The sequence below is a fragment of the Aporhodopirellula aestuarii genome (genome assembly GCF_023701485.1).
Taxonomy (GTDB): Bacteria; Planctomycetota; Planctomycetia; order Pirellulales; family Pirellulaceae; genus Rhodopirellula; species Rhodopirellula aestuarii.
Genome location: NZ_JAMQBK010000032.1, coordinates 57,188 through 72,966 on the forward strand (window position 1 = coordinate 57,188; position 15,779 = coordinate 72,966).

Here is a 15,779-nt window from a genome sequence, read left to right on the forward strand (position 1 = left end):
GATGCGCCGATGCATCGTCCCATCCAGACGAAACACCACGAACCACAATGCGAGAATACAGGATGAATCGAAAAAACATCATAACGGAGTCCGCCCGCCCTCACGACCGAATCGTGGCCCCTCATCCAGGCTCGGTCGTATTAGAGCCCGTACGGTTGCGATGTATTCACGGATTTTTTCGTTTCTTTTTAGCCACCGCGATCTGCAGCCTGCTGGCCGCCGGCACCACGTCTGCCCAAGAAGAGGCCGTTCCGGAACCGCCACCGATTAACGCCCAAGTCGACCCGGGACAATCCGATCTCGACGAAGCGGTGCTCAAACGGATCGACGCCGAATCCAATCGCGATCTCGAAGCGGTCGCCGCGTTAATCGAATCGGCGCTCGCCAAAGGCCTCAGTGAAGAGAACGACTCCTTCGCCCGTAAAATGCTCGGCAGCGTGCAACTCCAACGCGGCCAAGGACTCGCCGCCGCGATCATCCGGCTTCGCGGCCGACAACAACTCCAAGCTCGCACCGAAGCAGCCGAAGCACTTACCGAAGCGGTCAAACATGACCCCGAATTGGCGGAAGCACACATGCTGATCGCTCAGCTAAATCTGCTTCCCGATGGCGACATGGAAGTCATCAAGAAGTCCACCACCGCCGCGATCGAACTTTACGAAGACAACCCGGTCGAACAAAGCAAAGCGTACCTGCTGCGTGCGGTCGCCCAAACCGACGTCGACAAGAAACTCGAAGACCTCAACGCTGCAATCAAGGCGGATCCCAAAAACACAGGTGCCCTGCGTGAACGGGCCGGGGCTCAACTGCAAAACGGCGACGTCGATGGCGCCGTCAAAGACTTGCAAGCTGTGCTCGAAATCGACCCCACCAACCAGCAAATCGCACAAGCGACCGTGCAACAACTCGTTGATCTCGATCGTGCCGATGAAGCCGTCGAGTTGCTCAGCAAAACCATCGCCGCCAACCCAAGCGAAGGTTTGTATCGCTTACGGGCAATCCTCTATCGCATGCTCGATAAAGAAGACGAAGCCTTCGCCGACCTCAACAAAGCACTCGCGATGCAACCTCGTGATCCGATTGCTTTGCTCCAACGTGCCGAAATCGCGTTGGGACGCGATGACGTCAAATCCGCCAAGCGTGACCTCAAAGCCGCGACCGACATCGCCCCACAGGTCGAACAAATTGACCAAGCCATCATCGTGCGTTGCTTCATCGCAATTGAAGAAGGGCGGATGGCCGACGCGATCAACGACATGCAAATCTTGATTGAACGCAATCCGAACGATACCTTTCGCCAACTTCAACTGGCGAGTCTCTACCTCCAAGACGACCGCCCTCGCAAAGCGATCGAAGTCCTGACCCGAGTCCTTGAGAGCGATCCCAGCAACGCGGCTGTTTTGCGTTCCCGCGCGGACGCTTACCTCGCTGTCGGCGAACATCGCAATGCGATTACCGATTATGAAAAAGCACTCAAAGCGATCGGCAAGGACGATGACCAAGAGAACAAGAGCATTCTCTCGGGCATCTTGAACAATCTCGCGTGGGTCTTGGCGACTTCGCCCCAAGATGGAATTCGTGACGGCAAACGTTCCGTCGAACTCGGCCTACGCGCCGTTGAACTGACCGAAGAGAAGGAAGCTCATATCCTCAGCACGCTCGCGGCGGGATACGCCGAGAGCGGCGACTTTGAAAACGCAATCTTGTGGAGCGAAAAGGCCGTCAAGCAAGGCACCATCGAGGAGAACGAACAACTCGAGCAGCTCAAAGAGGAACTTGATTCCTACCGTAAAAACGAGCCATGGCGTGAGAAGCAGGAAACCGAGGAGAACCAACTGCCGATTCTCTCACCTGAAGATCTCATCGACACCTGAGCGTGGGCTCCCATTCGACACTGCATTCCGTCGATCGTTCACGCATCTGCAATCTGCGATGCACACGAACAATCGGCGGATTTTTTTTGACCATGCGAGTCATTTGCTGACGCGAGTCGAATCAACCAAGGGTGCGGTTCAACTTCCAGTCGCCGCCGAATGGATCAAACAGGGAGCGATCGCCGAGCGACCGGTGTCACACATCGCTTTCACGATTTTCACCTGCTCGGACCGACGGGTCGTCCACCGCGTATGCCGCAATCTCGAACGGATTGCCGCGATATCCATCTCGACCGATCGCGTACAGCAACACGGAAATGCCGAGGTAGGCTGGCAAGAAAAATGGCCCCCAGCAGGCAAACTGGTGAACGTGCACGCGTTCATGCGCCCGTGTAGCGGAGAGCACTGCACGGTCACGACCGAGCACGACGTGTCCGAGCGTCATCGCCACCGCCGGCACAAACATTTTCGCGAGCGCCGCGGATACCCGCGGCCCGTGGACCTCGAGAACTCCGTCAACCCGCTCAAAACGTCCACCGAGCAAAAACCCGATCGCGATGCCCAGAAATGTATTGGGCGAGGCCCAAACATAACCGAGCCAACGCAAGACAACTTTCATGAATTCGATATCCTTGTGATATCGATCCATTGTACTGGCTAGCGGACTTGGCGGAGTTGCATTGTGTCGATGATCTTGTCATCCGCCAAAGCGTTCGTGATCACCACCAACCAAGCACCCGCCGGACACCATTTGTTGTTGCGGAGTCGGGACAATGCGTTGCGAATGGTTTCCTCGGGGTCATCCGAAAACGGCATCAAGAACGGCTCAACACCCCACGGCATCAACATCTGGCGAAAGGTCGGCTCAACGTCCGTGAAGGCAAAGATCGGAATCCCACGCGGTCGCAGTGCACCGAGCACGTACGCCAAAAACCCACTGCGGGTGAAGACGACGATCCCCGACTGGCCCAACTCCTGAGCCAAGATGGCGGAGGAACGAAGCATTTTGTCTTTCGGAGCACGTAGTTTGATCCGGCTATTGAGCTGACTACTCACCGACGGTTCCGTACTCATCAAGATGCTCTTGAGCACCTCAACCGATTCCGCCGGGTAGGCCCCCGTGGTGGTCTCGCCGGAGAGCATCACCGCATCGGCCTGTTCACGCACCGCATTACAAACGTCGGAAATTTCTGCCCGGGTTGGTATCGGAGACTCGATCATCGACTCGAGCAAGTGAGTCGCGATAATGACCGGCTTGCCCTCGGCCTGGCACGCCTGCACCAATTCCGTTTGCACCAACGGCAAACGATGGAAATCAATTTCGATTCCGAGGTCACCACGTGCGACCATGATCGCATCGGCTGCTCGAATGATGTCCTTCATGTTTCGGACACCCGCTTGCTCTTCAATCTTCGCAACGATCCGAGCCGGCGAACCGTGTTCTTTCAGAAAGTCACGCAGCGTTTCGACATCTTCGGCGCGTCGTACGAACGATAAGGCCACGAAATCGACGCCGGCTTCCACGCCAGCTTTCAGATCAGCTTCGTCTTTCGCCGTGAGTGCGGGCAAACGTACTTCCACACCGGGCAGATTGATGTGCCGACGAGACCCCAAGGCTCCTGGTGTGAGCACCTCGCAACGGACCGAATGTTCATCCGTTGCAAGAATCCGCAGCCGCATCAGTCCACTATCCACCAAGACCGTCGCACCGATTTCAACATCGTGAGGCAACAGCGGATAGTTGACCGTGACACTGGCACAGTCTTCCAACGCGAGATCTTCTTCACGTACGCAAAGACGCAGGATGTCCCCTTTTGCGAGCTTGATCGGCGTGTCGACCGGCCCGGTCCGGATCTCAGGGCCTTTGACATCAATCATCATCGCGACGTGCCGTCCAACCTGTTCGGACACACGACGCACGCGCCCGATAATATCGCGAACCCATTGGGCAGTGCCGTGGGCCATGTTCAATCGCATGACATCGACGCCGCCGCAGATCAACTTCGCGAGCATTTCTTCGGAGTCAGTTGCGGGGCCGATCGTGGCGATGATCTTGGTATGTCGATAGGTCGACATGACTGCACCTTCCGCACAGTCGACATGAGTCGAATTCGCCACAATCTGCGATCCAGAGTCCATCTGTATTGTCCCGCGATTCGTCATTGTTCGCCCAATGGGTGAAAGAAAGTAGGCTACCAGACCCGCCATCGCGACACCGAAACCTCGCTCCGATGTGCTCCACTGTTATAACCCGAGTCGAATCGCCACGGCATCAACAACAATACCCCTCAGAAGGCGATGTAACTGACATGAACCGCATCGCCCATTCACGGAGCGATCCGCCCCATTGCGCAAGCAACGCTTGCCCCTCAATTTGCTTCGGTCAACAAACGCACACATCCGCAGACGCTCTACAGAGCGGAATTCGGCCAATCAACCGCGCCGGCCATCTCCACCGAGACATCACCAATTCTCATGGTTCGACTCGCCGCGATACCGTCCGTTGGCGTCGTCAATCGAAATCAACACTCTTCCTGCGAACCGTGTAACTCTCGAGGGATGTATCGGCCAGGGCCGTCGACGGCGTAATGCTCCGACAACGCTGTCTCAAAATCCGCCCGTGTTTTGAGCCGCGGAAACGCCAATCGCACCGTTTCATACTGTGGATGATTTTGAGAGTACTTGATGCAAAACTTGCGCATCAATAATGGTGCTCGCTCGACCGAATAAGTCTGCTCGCACAAATCGAAGTGTTCACGCATCACCCTGGCTTGCTCGTGCAATGTCGGAGGTGGAGGCAATGGTTGCCCCTCCGCCAGACGCCGAGCTTGATCGAAAACCCAGGGGTTGCCGATCGCGCCGCGCGCGACCGTCACGCCATCCACACCGGTCTGTTCGATCATCCGCAGACAGTCTTCGGCGTTAAACAAATCCCCGCTGCCGAGGATCTTAAATTCGCTCCCAACGTGCTGTTTCACCTCTCGCAAAAACTCCCATCGGCTCGGCCCGATATATCGCTGCACGACGGTTCGCCCATGCACCGTCGCCGCGGCGAGCCCGGCCGCGATCGCGCCGTCGAGGATTTCAAAGAACTGATCCCGCGCCTCAACACTGTCATCGATCCCTCGTCTCATCTTGACCGTCACCGGTATTTCGTCGGGCACGATGTCCCGTGTCCGTTTCAAGATCTCGATGGCCACCGACGGCTGCGACAGATGAAAACCACCGCGGCACCGGCCGAGCACTTTCTTGACGGGGCAACCGAAGTTCACATCAATAATGTCGAACCCCGCCTCGACGAGTTTCATCGCACCAAGCGAAAACTGCTCGGGTTCCGCACCCATGAGTTGGCCACCGACGGGATGCTCTTCGTCTGCAATATCGAGAAAGTGCTTGGTTTTCTGACGCTTCGTCAACGACAGCAGGAATTGATCGAGCATCACCTCACAGACGCTGTAGCTGGCTCCGTGACGCCGCGCGATCACACGCATCGGCAGATCGCTGTACCCCGACAGAGCAGCCTGCACGACCGGAAAACCGATTTCGACGTTGCCGATCATCAGCGGAGGCAGGCCTGTTCGCGGAACCGTTTCCGATGTACCGGATCCGGCTCGGTCCTGCACGTTCAATGGTGAATTCATGTGGAGTATCTTACCTGGAACCTTCGCAAACCCAATCCACCGTTGTACCAAGCGACATTTGTTCGTTCGAGGGGCAACGGACGAGCTAACCGCAACGACCGCGGGCTCCTCACCAGCCGTGCCCCCCTTGGTAACCACCACCTCACATCGGGAAAACTCGCCCGACTAAAATTTTTATGCCGGCCACGCTCTCGCGGCGCAGCCGGACCACGATCCACTCGCGAGTGAAAGAACCGCCCCTTGCCCCGCCGAACCCACCACCGAGTTCTCTCCACCGAGTGGCTATGTTGGTGTGTCTGGATGTTTCTTTTTGCGGTGCTTCACCCGTGGGGTAAGGCACCGTTGCATGACGGCACCCCCGTTCATTTCGGCTGGATCGTCCTGCAGTGCGTTTCGCTGCAGGTCCCAGCAATGGTCATCGTCGGTTGCTGGAATCAATGGCGGCCAACGGCAAATCGCCCCGTGGGAACGTTGCTTTTTGCCATCGCTCCCACGTGGTTCGCCCTGGATGTCCTGGTCTTCCGGTGGAGCGGCTTTCATCTATTCACGCGGGAATTCGCCTCGCTCCTTCGCGAGCACGTTCCCAACCTGCTCGCATTCTTTTCATGGGGCATGCTGCTACCTCTGTTCGCCGTCGTGATTTGGCTCGCGGGCGGTTTCGTCGTTACCACACTTACCGCCCGCCTGGTTAATCCTGCCCCCACACCACGTCTCGTGGCCGGTACCACCACGCGGGTAGTCGTCACCCTCGGAATGCTCGCTGGGCTGCTCCTACTCGCGACGCGGCCGACATCAGATGAGTTGTTCAAGAGCGTGCGAGAACATCCGTCTCGGTATCCCTGGACGGCGTTACGCGACTACCACAGCACCACCGCCCCAATCCAACCATTCCAATACGATCGCAATCGGCTTGCCGACGTCACCCACAGCCGCATCCAGCAGATGCGGATGAACGTGGTAACTCAGCCCGCTGAAATAACGTCGCCCGCCAAGTATCCCGATGTGCTAATCATCGTCTGCGAGTCACTCCGGCCCGAGATGCTCGATCCAGCGATCATGCCGCATGCGGATGCTGCGTCACGTTCGGGCTTGCGTCTGAACCATCATTACTCCGGTGGCAATGCGACAAGCCTGGGGATGTTCTCAATCTTCAGTGGCTTGGAAGCGGTTTGGTTCTACAAATCTGAAATGCGGTTCGCGCCTTCGCTCAATCGGCTCTTTCATCAAACCGGCTACGAACTGGGGTTCTTTGCAGGACATGACGATTGGGGCACGTTCCAAATGGATGCGTTTGTCTCGCCTCGGCATTTCGACCAATTCACCATCGAGCCAATGGACTGGCTAGCGTCGGATCGGCGAGCGATCGCGGCGGCGGAATCCTTTTTAGCTGAGGCCCCCGACACGCAGCGTCCACCGAGGCTCGCGGTGCTGTTTCTCTACAGCACCCACGCTCCTTTTGCGGTAGAACCGAGCCACTCGATCGACCGGCCCGCCGCGACCGCCGACTACCCAATTCCGTTTCCAAGTTCATGGCGACCGAGCGTGTGGAACCGCTATCGCAACGCAGCCCGGACACTCGATGCCGAGCTCGCCTCATTGATTCACGACGATCGGATCACCGTGGTGACCGGTGATCACGGCGAATCGTTTCTCGATGACGATACCATCGGACATGGCACACGGCTGTCGGAATCGCAGATGCGGGTTCCGGCTTTCATCACCGGCCCCAACGTTCCCGCTATGGAGACATCCGACATGACAATGCATGCGGATCTCTTGCCAACAATCCTATCGGCAGCGGGAATCCAAACCTCCATGCCGAATCAGCTTGATGGCTTGGACCTTCTTTCGGCATCCAACAAACAATTGCGATCTCGTATTTTTTCCGTGTCGAACCTCGTTGGACGCGACATGATGTTGCTCACACCCGGCGTAGGGATCGATGGCGTTCGACCGCGGATCCGCGTGAGATTCTCGCTGCTGGATCAGACCGCGGTTCCGCTCGGGCACCTTAATGAGATGGGCGAACTGCTAATGTCGCCTATGCAGACGGTCCAAAGCCGCGGGGACGAAGCTCTTAGCGCGTGGTTGCGTCAACTCGCTCGTTAAAGATCTAGCGGAAATTGGCTGCCCGATTCGGCAGTGGGATTCACCAAGATTCCGCCACCGAAAATGGCTTCTGGTGACATCCACTCCGACAAGCCGACCGGATCATCCATGCGGGCGTGTCTTGGAAAACTCTACCGCCCGTCATCCCAACAGGCATTTCTGGGCGGGCAACACGAGACAACGCGCGTCCCGTTCGAAACTCACTGTTCGACTTCGGGTTCCAAGCTGACTTCGGCAGCAAGAAGCAATTTATATAAATCGACTTCGTTATCGATGTTGAGCTTGGTGAAGATGCTGCTGCGATGCTTTGACGCCGTCTGAACACTGATCTTCAGTTCGTGAGCGATCCCCTTGAGCGGCATTCCGTTTGCCAGCAGAAGCACGACTTCATGCTCTCGCTTGGAAATCGTTTCGAGCAAACTCCGAGCCTCGCGCCGAACCTGATGACGGAACCGCTCGCGTTGATTCTTTCGAATCGCGCGTTCGACCGAATCAATGAACTGAACCGAGTCAAAGCCCTTTTCAATAAAATCGAAGACACCTTGTTGAAACGCGGTTCGGCAATTCTCAGCGTCGCCATGGCCGGTAACCAAGATGACAGGAATGACCAAGTCTCGCTGGGCCATCTTCGCTTGCAGTTCCAAGCCGCTGATCCGAGGCATTCGCAAATCGGCAACAACACAACCGACCGCATCCACATCGATGGCTTCGAGCAGTTCAAGTGGGTCGCCGAAGATCTGCGTATCAAACCCGGCGCGTTGGCACCAACGCTGCATCAGGTCCAACTCGACTTCGTGATCATCGACAAGAAAGACGGTGGGTTCGGGGCCTTCGTCACGCCCAAGTTCGAAAGCGTGATCGGATGGTTGGGGATGCATGCTGGACCTTCCAAATAGAAGAGGTTAATTGCAAAATTCGCCCAAGGTCCGCCTGTTGCTACGAACAACGCTCGCAGCGACCCGCGGGCAACCATGGTTTATTAGACACGCCCAAGCACAACGCAAGCATTGTGACCGCCGAACCCAAAGCTATTACTCATGGCGACGTCCACCTTCTGATCGCGAGCCTTCAAAGGCACGTAGTCGAGGTCGCACTCCGGGTCAGGTGATTCGAGGTTGATCGTGGGGGCGATCACGCCAGTCTGAATTGTCTTGCAAAGAATCACCGCCTCAATCCCACCGCTGGCACCGAGCGAATGGCCTAGTGCGCTCTTGGTGCTGCTGATCGCGACACTCTTTGCATGTTCCCCAAGGACCGCTTTGATCGCCCGGGTTTCGGCTTTATCGCCGAGTGGTGTACTGGTTCCGTGAGCGTTAATGTAATCGATTTCGCTCACACTCCGGCCTGAATCAGCGATCGCTAAACGCATCGCCTGGGAGGCTCCGTTACCCTCTGGATCGGGCGCCGTGATATGCCCCGCATCACTGGTCGTTCCGTAACCGAGAACTTCGGCGTACATCTTCGCGCCCCGTGCCTTGGCGTGCTCGTACTCTTCAAAAATGAGCAAGCCCGCACCTTCGGCGAGCACGAACCCGTCACGATCCGTATCAAACGGACGACTAGCTCGCTCCGGCTCGTCGTTACGAGTCGAAAGTGCCTTCATATTTTGAAACGCTGCGAGGCCCATCCGCGTAATCGCCGCTTCGCTGCCGCCGGTGATCATCAAATCCGTTTCACCGCTGCGGATGCTGCGGACCGCATCACCCATCGCGTTGGTCGCACTGGCACATGCCGTGGCGACGGCGAAGTTAGGGCCTTTGAGACCGTACCGGATCGAAAGGTTTCCGCCGGCCGCGTTGAGCATCATCTTGGGAACGGTGAACGGGCTGACGCGGTCAGGTCCCTTATTGAGCATCCGTTCGATTTGCTCTTCGATCTCATTGAGACCGCCGATACCCGATCCCAGCACAACGCCACAGCGATGTGGATCCATCGAGGCGAAATCGATACCGCTATCCGCGACCGCTTGAGCGCCGGCGTGGACCGCAAACTGGGTGAACCGATCGAGCCGTTTGGCTTCTTTTGCTTCGACATGCTCGGTAACGTCAAAATCAGGGATATCGCCGCCAAAGTGCACCTTGTAGCGGCTTGTATCCATGATCGAGAGCGGATGCACTCCGCTGGCACCGGCGGTCAGCCGATCCCAAAACAGATCAACATCATTCGCAAGCGATGTGACAACACCGATTCCGGTAATCACGACACGGCGTGGAGTTCCATTATTGGGAACGAGTCGAAAAGGTTCCGTTGAAACCGTCATGTGTGTGGGGCCGGTGTATCTTCGCAATAAAAAGGGTCAACCACCGATGTTGATAGATGTAAACGGTGCCTGACGCCTGAAAATCAGTTTACTTAGCAAGGACAGCTTCAATTAAGCGTCGTCGCCTTTTTCCTTCTCGATAAAATCGACCGCTTCGCCAACCTTTTGGATTTTCTCTGCGGAATCATCAGGGATGCTGATGTCGAACTCTTCTTCGAGTTCCATGACCAGCTCAACGGTATCGAGTGAATCCGCGCCGAGGTCGTTTACGAACGAGGTTTCACGTGTGATTTTATCTTTGTCGACACCGAGCTGCTCGGAAACAATGTCGATAACGCGTTCTTCAATAGACGCCACGGGCGTAACTCCAAAATGGATGGGGGTTGAGAGTAAATTTGTGTTGGTCGATAGGACGGGAAAAACGCCAGGATCGAAAGCTTCGATAAACTTGGTGTTGCTTCAGAGGAATGCGGTTGCCCACGGTCCTCTAAATAGGTATAGCCGAGATTCCCTTCTCGCCGGGGCGTGAAGATAGGGGAAACGGCTAAAACCCGTCAATATCCCGTGAGCTCAGATGCAAGGGAAAATCTCGTCAAAAGACGGGATATCCTCGCATCTCTGGCCAACGGGAGGCTCGCTCGAAAGCGATACCTTCGTTAGCCGACCATGCCACCATCGACGACGATGGTCTGGCCGGAAATATAACTCGCGTCTTTGCTGGCCAAAAATAGAACCGCTGCCGCGACATCTTCTGGCTGCCCGACCCGTTTGGCCGGAATCCGCTTTTTCACTTCTTCCATGACCACGTCACCGAGTTCCGCCGTCATTTCGCTGGCGATGAACCCGGGAGCGACGGCATTTACCGTCACGCCACGCGAAACGAGCTCTTTGCTCATCGTCCGTGTCATGCCGATCATACCCGCTTTGCTGGCCGAATAGTTTGCTTGACCGGGATTTCCGATCAAGCCCGAAATACTGGCCATATTGATGATTCGGCCGTATTTTTTGCGACGCATCACTCCGGCGGCTGCACGACAGCAGACGAAACAACTTGTCAGGTTGGTCGCGATCACCGAATCCCATTCTTCGTCGGACATGCCTCGCATCAATTTGTCGCGGGTAATTCCCGCATTGTTGACGAGAATGTCGAGTCGGCCGTGCTTTTTATTGGTTTCCTCAATCGCTGCCGCGGCAGCCGTGCGATCGGTCACGTCACACGGCAAAGCCTCCGCCGAACCGCCAGCAGCTTCGATATCAGCAACCGTTTTCGCCAATTTTTCAGCGTTCCGAGCAACGCAAACAACGTGCGCCCCGTTTTGGCCCAATGCTACCGCGACGGCCTGACCGAGCCCCTGGCTGGCTCCGGTGACGATCGCGACCTGACCCTTGAGGTCAACCGATAAAGATAAATTCATGTCTGAAGAAGTGATGGCTTGAGAGCAGAGAAAGAAAAAAATGAGAAACGCGACCGTGAGGCCTATGCCGCAGACGAAGCCTATACCACAGAAGAACCCAATACCACAGAACCCTGGCCTGCCGCAGCAAACCGACCGACGCGCCGATCAATGGCGCGAGACAGTCGCTTACGGCTGATCGCCAAAACCTTCGGTTGGCATTTTGCGCGAGATTCGCTTAATCGTGCCACGCAACACGCGGCCCGTTCCGGCTTCGAGAAAACCGTCAACTCCGTCCGCGATCATGCGGCTGATCGAGGCTTCCCACATCACGGGGTTCACCACCTGACGGGCCAACAAATCGCGAATTTCACCGGGATCGCTGTGAGGCGACGCATCGACGTTGCTGTAAACCGGGATCCGGGTCGCCTTGATCTCAACGTCCGCGAGCGCCTCCGACAGCGTCGCGACGGCGTCCTGCATCAGCGGCGTGTGAAACGCACCTGCGACGCTCAGCGGAACGACTTTCATCGCGCCAGCGGCCATCGCGATCGGCTCGAGCCGATCCAACGCCGTTTGATGCCCCGAAACCGCGATATTGCCTGGGCACAGAAGATTCGCGGGCTTGAGGATCTCATCGCCTTGCCGACATTCCGCACAAACCGCGTCGAGTTTTTCCAAATCGAGCCCCAATACGCTCGACATTCCCGAAGGAATCGCGTCGGCACATGCCTGCATCGCTTCGCCGCGTTTTTGCACCAAACGCACACCGTCTTCGAACGCCAATCCGCCTGCAAAACACACCGCGGTGTATTCGCCCAAACTCAAACCGGCTGCAGACTGGATTTTTGAAGCGATGTCGCCGTGAAGCTGCGAATACACCTCCGCTGCGGCCACGCCGGTGACAAACAACGCAGGTTGACAGTGAACGGTCTCGTTAAGTTTTTCCGCGGGGCCTTCGGCGCAGAGCTGTTTGAGGTCGTAACCGAGAACTTCGCCGGCGCGGTCGAACAATTCGTTCGCCGCGGGATAGTTCTCACACAACCACGTGCCCATGCCGGGCACCTGAGCTCCTTGGCCGGGAAACAGAATCCCGGGGCTGTTGACGTCAAAAGCCAATTTCAGGACTCATCCTGTTTGACGACCGTGCGGCCTTGGTAGTAGCCACACTTTGGACAAATGTGGTGCGTAGGAACAGCGGAACTGCACTGTGGGCAGTAACCGATCGATCGCTTCTTCAAACGATCATGGCTGCGGCGTTTGCCGGTGCGACTATTGGAGTGTTTGCGTTTTGGGACGGCCATGACGGGGGTCCGGATGGGTGATAGTTGTGAGGGAAGATGCCCATTTCAGTTCGAGCAATCGCGAAGAATAAACAGGGGTACGCGGTTTCGTCAACGTCTGACGAGACATTTGACGATCTCAGGGGGACATTTGACGATTCCAGAAAAAAAATCCGAATTCCTTGTGATGCTTCCACTTGAGCAAAACGGCAAGGGACTGCTATAGTTCGCGATTCAATTTTCAAAATCACGCAGTTGCTCTCGGAGTTTTTGCCATGCCCCGCTTGATGGGCGTTGACATCCCCAACGACAAACAGATTCAGTATTCCCTAACTTACCTCTACGGTCTCGGCCTGTTCCGGGCACGAGAAGTATGTGAAAAGCTTGGAATCGATCCGATCACTCCTGCGAGTGACATCAGCGACGAGGAAGTCGGCCAGATCGCCGCTCTGCTCGAGCGTGATTACTTGGTCGAAGGTCCTCTCCGTCGCCAAGTCACCCAAAACATTAGCCGTCTGCGTGAGGTGAAATCCTACCGCGGAATCCGGCACCGCGTGGGACTTCCCGTCCGCGGACAACGCACCAAAACAAACGCCCGCACCCGCAAAGGCCCGCGTAAGACGGTTGCCGGTAAGAAGGGCGTCAAGGACTTGCGATAGTTTTCTACGCATTTCCCTCTCTAATTCATCTTCACCCACATGTTCGTTTGAGACCCACCGGTGGCAAAGACCAACAAGAAAAAACGCGTCCGTCGCAACGTCAGCAATGGCGTCGCTCACGTTCACGCAACCTTTAACAACACGACGGTAACCATTACCGACACCAAGGGCGACACGCTTTGCTGGGCCAGCGCCGGAACCAGCGGATTCAAGGGCAGTCGCAAAAGCACGCCATTCGCAGGCCAATGTGCCGCCCAACAGGCCGCTGAAAAAGCGACCAAGTTCGGTATGCGTGACGTCGAAGTTCGTGTCAAAGGCCCCGGTTCGGGTCGCGAAAGTGCCATCACGGCTCTGCAGGCCGCTGGTTTGAACGTGAAGTTGATCGAGGAAGTCACCCCGATCCCACACAACGGATGCCGTCCACGGAAAAAACGACGCGTCTAATCGCCCGTCGAATTTCCCGATCCCGTTGTTCCCAACGACTCAATCCCGCAACCTCAACAACGCCGAAAGCACCTCAACATGTCGATGCATATCCGTTGGCGTGGCATGGAATTGCCCAGCACGCTCGAAGTCGATCGCGACACGCTGACTCAGACCTATGGCAAGTTCTCCGCCGAACCGTTCGAACGCGGTTTCGGTGCGAGTATCGGAAACAGCATGCGTCGCGTGCTGTTGAGCAGCCTCATGGGCAGTGCCGTTACCCAAATCAAAATTCGCGGTGCCCAGCACGAATTCACCTCGATCCCCGGCGTTCTTGAGGACGTGACGGATATCGTCCTGAACGTCAAATCACTGATCGTTCGCAACAACAGCGATGCCACCCGCGTCATCACCGTCGAACGGAACACCGCCGGCGTGATCACCGGTGGCGACATCGAAACCGATGCGGATGTCGAAGTCATCAACAAAGATCACGTCATCGCGACGCTGACCGACGACAAACCGTTCATGATGGAAATGGTTGTCGAAAACGGCCGCGGTTACGTCCCGAGCACCGAACACAGCAGCGTGGACCACGAAATCGGCATCATTCCGATCGACGCGGTCTTCAGCCCGATCGTTCGCGTTCGTTACGAAGTCGAAGCAACCCGCGTCGGCCAAAAAACCAACTATGATCGCCTGAACCTTGAAATCTGGACCGACGGAACGATCAACCCCGAAATGGCGTTGACCGAATCGGCAAAGATTTTCCGCAAACACCTCAACCCGTTTGTTCAATATCGCGAACTTGGACCGAGCATTTTCTCGGCCGCTCGTGGCGGTGCCGGCTCACCTGAAGCCCAGCTCGAAGCCAAATTGAACATGACACTCGCCGATCTGCGACTGTCGGTGCGAGCTAACAATTGCCTCGAGAGCGAGAACATCATGACGGTTCGCGATCTCGTCCAACGCAGCGAAGACTCGCTCTTGGAAGTCCGAAACTTCGGTGACACCACGCTCAACGAAGTCCGCGAAAAACTTTCGCAGTACGGACTCCACCTGGGCATGCGAGTGCCAAATCAACCGCTCTTCTAGAGAAAATCAAACCAACGCGGGCCGTTCGCTATGTGCGAAGGCCCGCCTTCACCTGATCCAATTCACACATCCAGTTTAGTAGACATTCGATATGCGTCACCGTCGCAAAGGCCGCGTGCTCGGTCGGTCCCCATCGCACCGTAAAGCACTGCTTAAAAATCTCTCATCCGCTTTGTTTTTGACCGAGCGTGACGCCAGCTTGGACGACAACGCGCCCAAGGTGCCCGGTCGGATCATCACCACGCTGGAAAAAGCAAAAGAAGTGCGCCCTCTGGTCGAGAAATGCATCACTCTCGCTAAGAAGGCACACGCCGCCAAAGAAGAAGCCCAACAGTACGCTACTCAGGCCGAACGTGGCACCGACGCTTACAAGCAATGGCGTGCTAGCGATCAGTGGCAACAATGGGCCAACGCACGTGCCCCTTACGTCAACGCCCAACGTCGCGCCGTCCAGTTGATCGGCGATCGTGAAGCCGTTTCGATCCTGTTCGACACCATCGCTCCACGGTTCGTGGATCGCCCCGGTGGATACACCCGAATCATGCGTTTGGCAACTCCTCGCCTCGGCGACGGCGGAACCCGCGCGATCCTCGAATTGGTCGGTGGCTCGAACGACAAAGTGAAGAGCACTTCCTCGAAACCTGCTTTCGAAGCGACCCCCGAAAGCGACGCTCCTGCAGCTGAAGAAAAAGAAGAAGCCGCAGCAACGTCCTAGCCAGACCGCCGAGCGTCAAACGCCTCGGATCAAAATACCAACGAAAACGCCCCGATCTGCTCGGGGCGTTTTTTTTTGCGCGTCTGCGGTCTCGTTGGCTCTTAAGCAATCGGCAGGAGACTTCCGGGACCTTGGCCGTTTGGCGTTAACCACCGTAGCGACGTTCACCCAGAGCTATCGCCGGAATACTGAAGCTTCGTGGCTGACAAGACGTTTCGACTAGCGATCTTACATCGTGCCGGAACCAGTCTTTCGCGAACGCTTAGTCACGATAGTGACGACACGCAACAGCCACGGACGTGAGTCCGTGGATTGGGAGAACAATA

Annotated in this window: 15 protein-coding genes; 6 read left to right on the forward strand and 9 right to left on the reverse strand. The window is 56.5% G+C overall.

Going from position 1 to position 15,779, the window contains the following annotated elements; translation table 11 throughout:
- Positions 1–62: 62 nt before the first annotated feature.
- A complete protein-coding gene (locus NB063_RS13195; RefSeq protein WP_250929202.1) occupies positions 63–1,874 on the forward strand; it encodes a tetratricopeptide repeat protein in 1,812 nt (603 codons plus the stop codon).
- A gap of 196 nt (positions 1,875–2,070) precedes the next feature.
- On the opposite strand, the gene NB063_RS13200 is transcribed toward NB063_RS13195, so the two are convergent.
- The 3 genes from NB063_RS13200 to NB063_RS13210 all read right to left on the reverse strand — a co-directional run bounded on the left by NB063_RS13200 (position 2,071) and on the right by NB063_RS13210 (position 5,434).
- On the reverse strand, positions 2,071–2,493 hold the full coding sequence (locus NB063_RS13200) for a hypothetical protein (RefSeq protein ID WP_250929203.1): 423 nt from the start codon (positions 2,491–2,493) through the stop codon (positions 2,071–2,073).
- A 38-nt stretch (positions 2,494–2,531) separates the two neighbouring features.
- A complete protein-coding gene (gene pyk / locus NB063_RS13205) occupies positions 2,532–3,950 on the reverse strand; it encodes a pyruvate kinase (RefSeq protein ID WP_250929204.1) in 1,419 nt (472 codons plus the stop codon).
- A 446-nt stretch (positions 3,951–4,396) separates the two neighbouring features.
- Positions 4,397–5,434 (reverse strand): tRNA dihydrouridine synthase, encoded by a 1,038-nt coding sequence (locus NB063_RS13210; protein WP_250929219.1) that lies wholly within the window; start codon positions 5,432–5,434, stop codon positions 4,397–4,399.
- A 381-nt stretch (positions 5,435–5,815) separates the two neighbouring features.
- Here NB063_RS13210 and NB063_RS13215 point away from each other — a divergent pair, with 381 nt between their 5' ends.
- Entirely contained in the window at positions 5,816–7,624 is a 1,809-nt protein-coding gene (locus tag NB063_RS13215) for a sulfatase-like hydrolase/transferase (RefSeq protein WP_250929205.1), read from the forward strand.
- A gap of 200 nt (positions 7,625–7,824) precedes the next feature.
- Here the strand turns inward: NB063_RS13215 and NB063_RS13220 are convergent, their stop codons facing one another.
- The 6 genes from NB063_RS13220 to rpmF all read right to left on the reverse strand — a co-directional run bounded on the left by NB063_RS13220 (position 7,825) and on the right by rpmF (position 12,582).
- Positions 7,825–8,502, reverse strand: a complete 678-nt coding sequence (locus tag NB063_RS13220; RefSeq protein ID WP_250929206.1) for a response regulator transcription factor — start codon at positions 8,500–8,502, stop codon at positions 7,825–7,827.
- Between the two features lie 101 nt (positions 8,503–8,603).
- Entirely contained in the window at positions 8,604–9,884 is a 1,281-nt protein-coding gene (gene fabF / locus NB063_RS13225; protein ID WP_250929207.1) for a beta-ketoacyl-ACP synthase II, read from the reverse strand.
- Positions 9,885–9,995: 111 nt separating this feature from the next.
- Positions 9,996–10,241 carry an acyl carrier protein gene (locus NB063_RS13230; RefSeq protein WP_008681663.1) on the reverse strand — a complete coding sequence of 82 codons (246 nt, stop codon included), beginning with the start codon at positions 10,239–10,241 and terminating at the stop codon, positions 9,996–9,998.
- Between the two features lie 299 nt (positions 10,242–10,540).
- Positions 10,541–11,299, reverse strand: a complete 759-nt coding sequence (gene fabG / locus NB063_RS13235; RefSeq protein WP_250929208.1) for a 3-oxoacyl-[acyl-carrier-protein] reductase — start codon at positions 11,297–11,299, stop codon at positions 10,541–10,543.
- 168 nt (positions 11,300–11,467) lie between these two features.
- Positions 11,468–12,397, reverse strand: coding sequence for an ACP S-malonyltransferase (gene fabD, locus NB063_RS13240; RefSeq protein WP_250929209.1), 930 nt, complete (start codon positions 12,395–12,397; stop codon positions 11,468–11,470).
- 2 nt (positions 12,398–12,399) lie between these two features.
- Positions 12,400–12,582 carry a 50S ribosomal protein L32 gene (rpmF, locus tag NB063_RS13245; RefSeq protein WP_250929210.1) on the reverse strand — a complete coding sequence of 61 codons (183 nt, stop codon included), beginning with the start codon at positions 12,580–12,582 and terminating at the stop codon, positions 12,400–12,402.
- 266 nt (positions 12,583–12,848) lie between these two features.
- On the opposite strand from rpmF, the gene rpsM reads away from it, so the two are divergent.
- The 4 genes from rpsM (at position 12,849) to NB063_RS13265 (ending at position 15,453) form a co-directional block, all read left to right on the forward strand.
- A complete protein-coding gene (gene rpsM / locus NB063_RS13250) occupies positions 12,849–13,220 on the forward strand; it encodes a 30S ribosomal protein S13 (protein ID WP_456061992.1) in 372 nt (123 codons plus the stop codon).
- Between the two features lie 60 nt (positions 13,221–13,280).
- Positions 13,281–13,664: a 30S ribosomal protein S11 gene (gene rpsK / locus NB063_RS13255; protein WP_008681679.1), complete on the forward strand. Its 384-nt coding sequence runs from the start codon at positions 13,281–13,283 to the stop codon at positions 13,662–13,664.
- Positions 13,665–13,742: 78 nt separating this feature from the next.
- Positions 13,743–14,738: a DNA-directed RNA polymerase subunit alpha gene (locus NB063_RS13260; RefSeq protein WP_250929212.1), complete on the forward strand. Its 996-nt coding sequence runs from the start codon at positions 13,743–13,745 to the stop codon at positions 14,736–14,738.
- 91 nt (positions 14,739–14,829) lie between these two features.
- Positions 14,830–15,453, forward strand: coding sequence for a bL17 family ribosomal protein (locus NB063_RS13265; protein ID WP_250929213.1), 624 nt, complete (start codon positions 14,830–14,832; stop codon positions 15,451–15,453).
- The last annotated feature ends 326 nt before the right edge of the window (positions 15,454–15,779 follow it).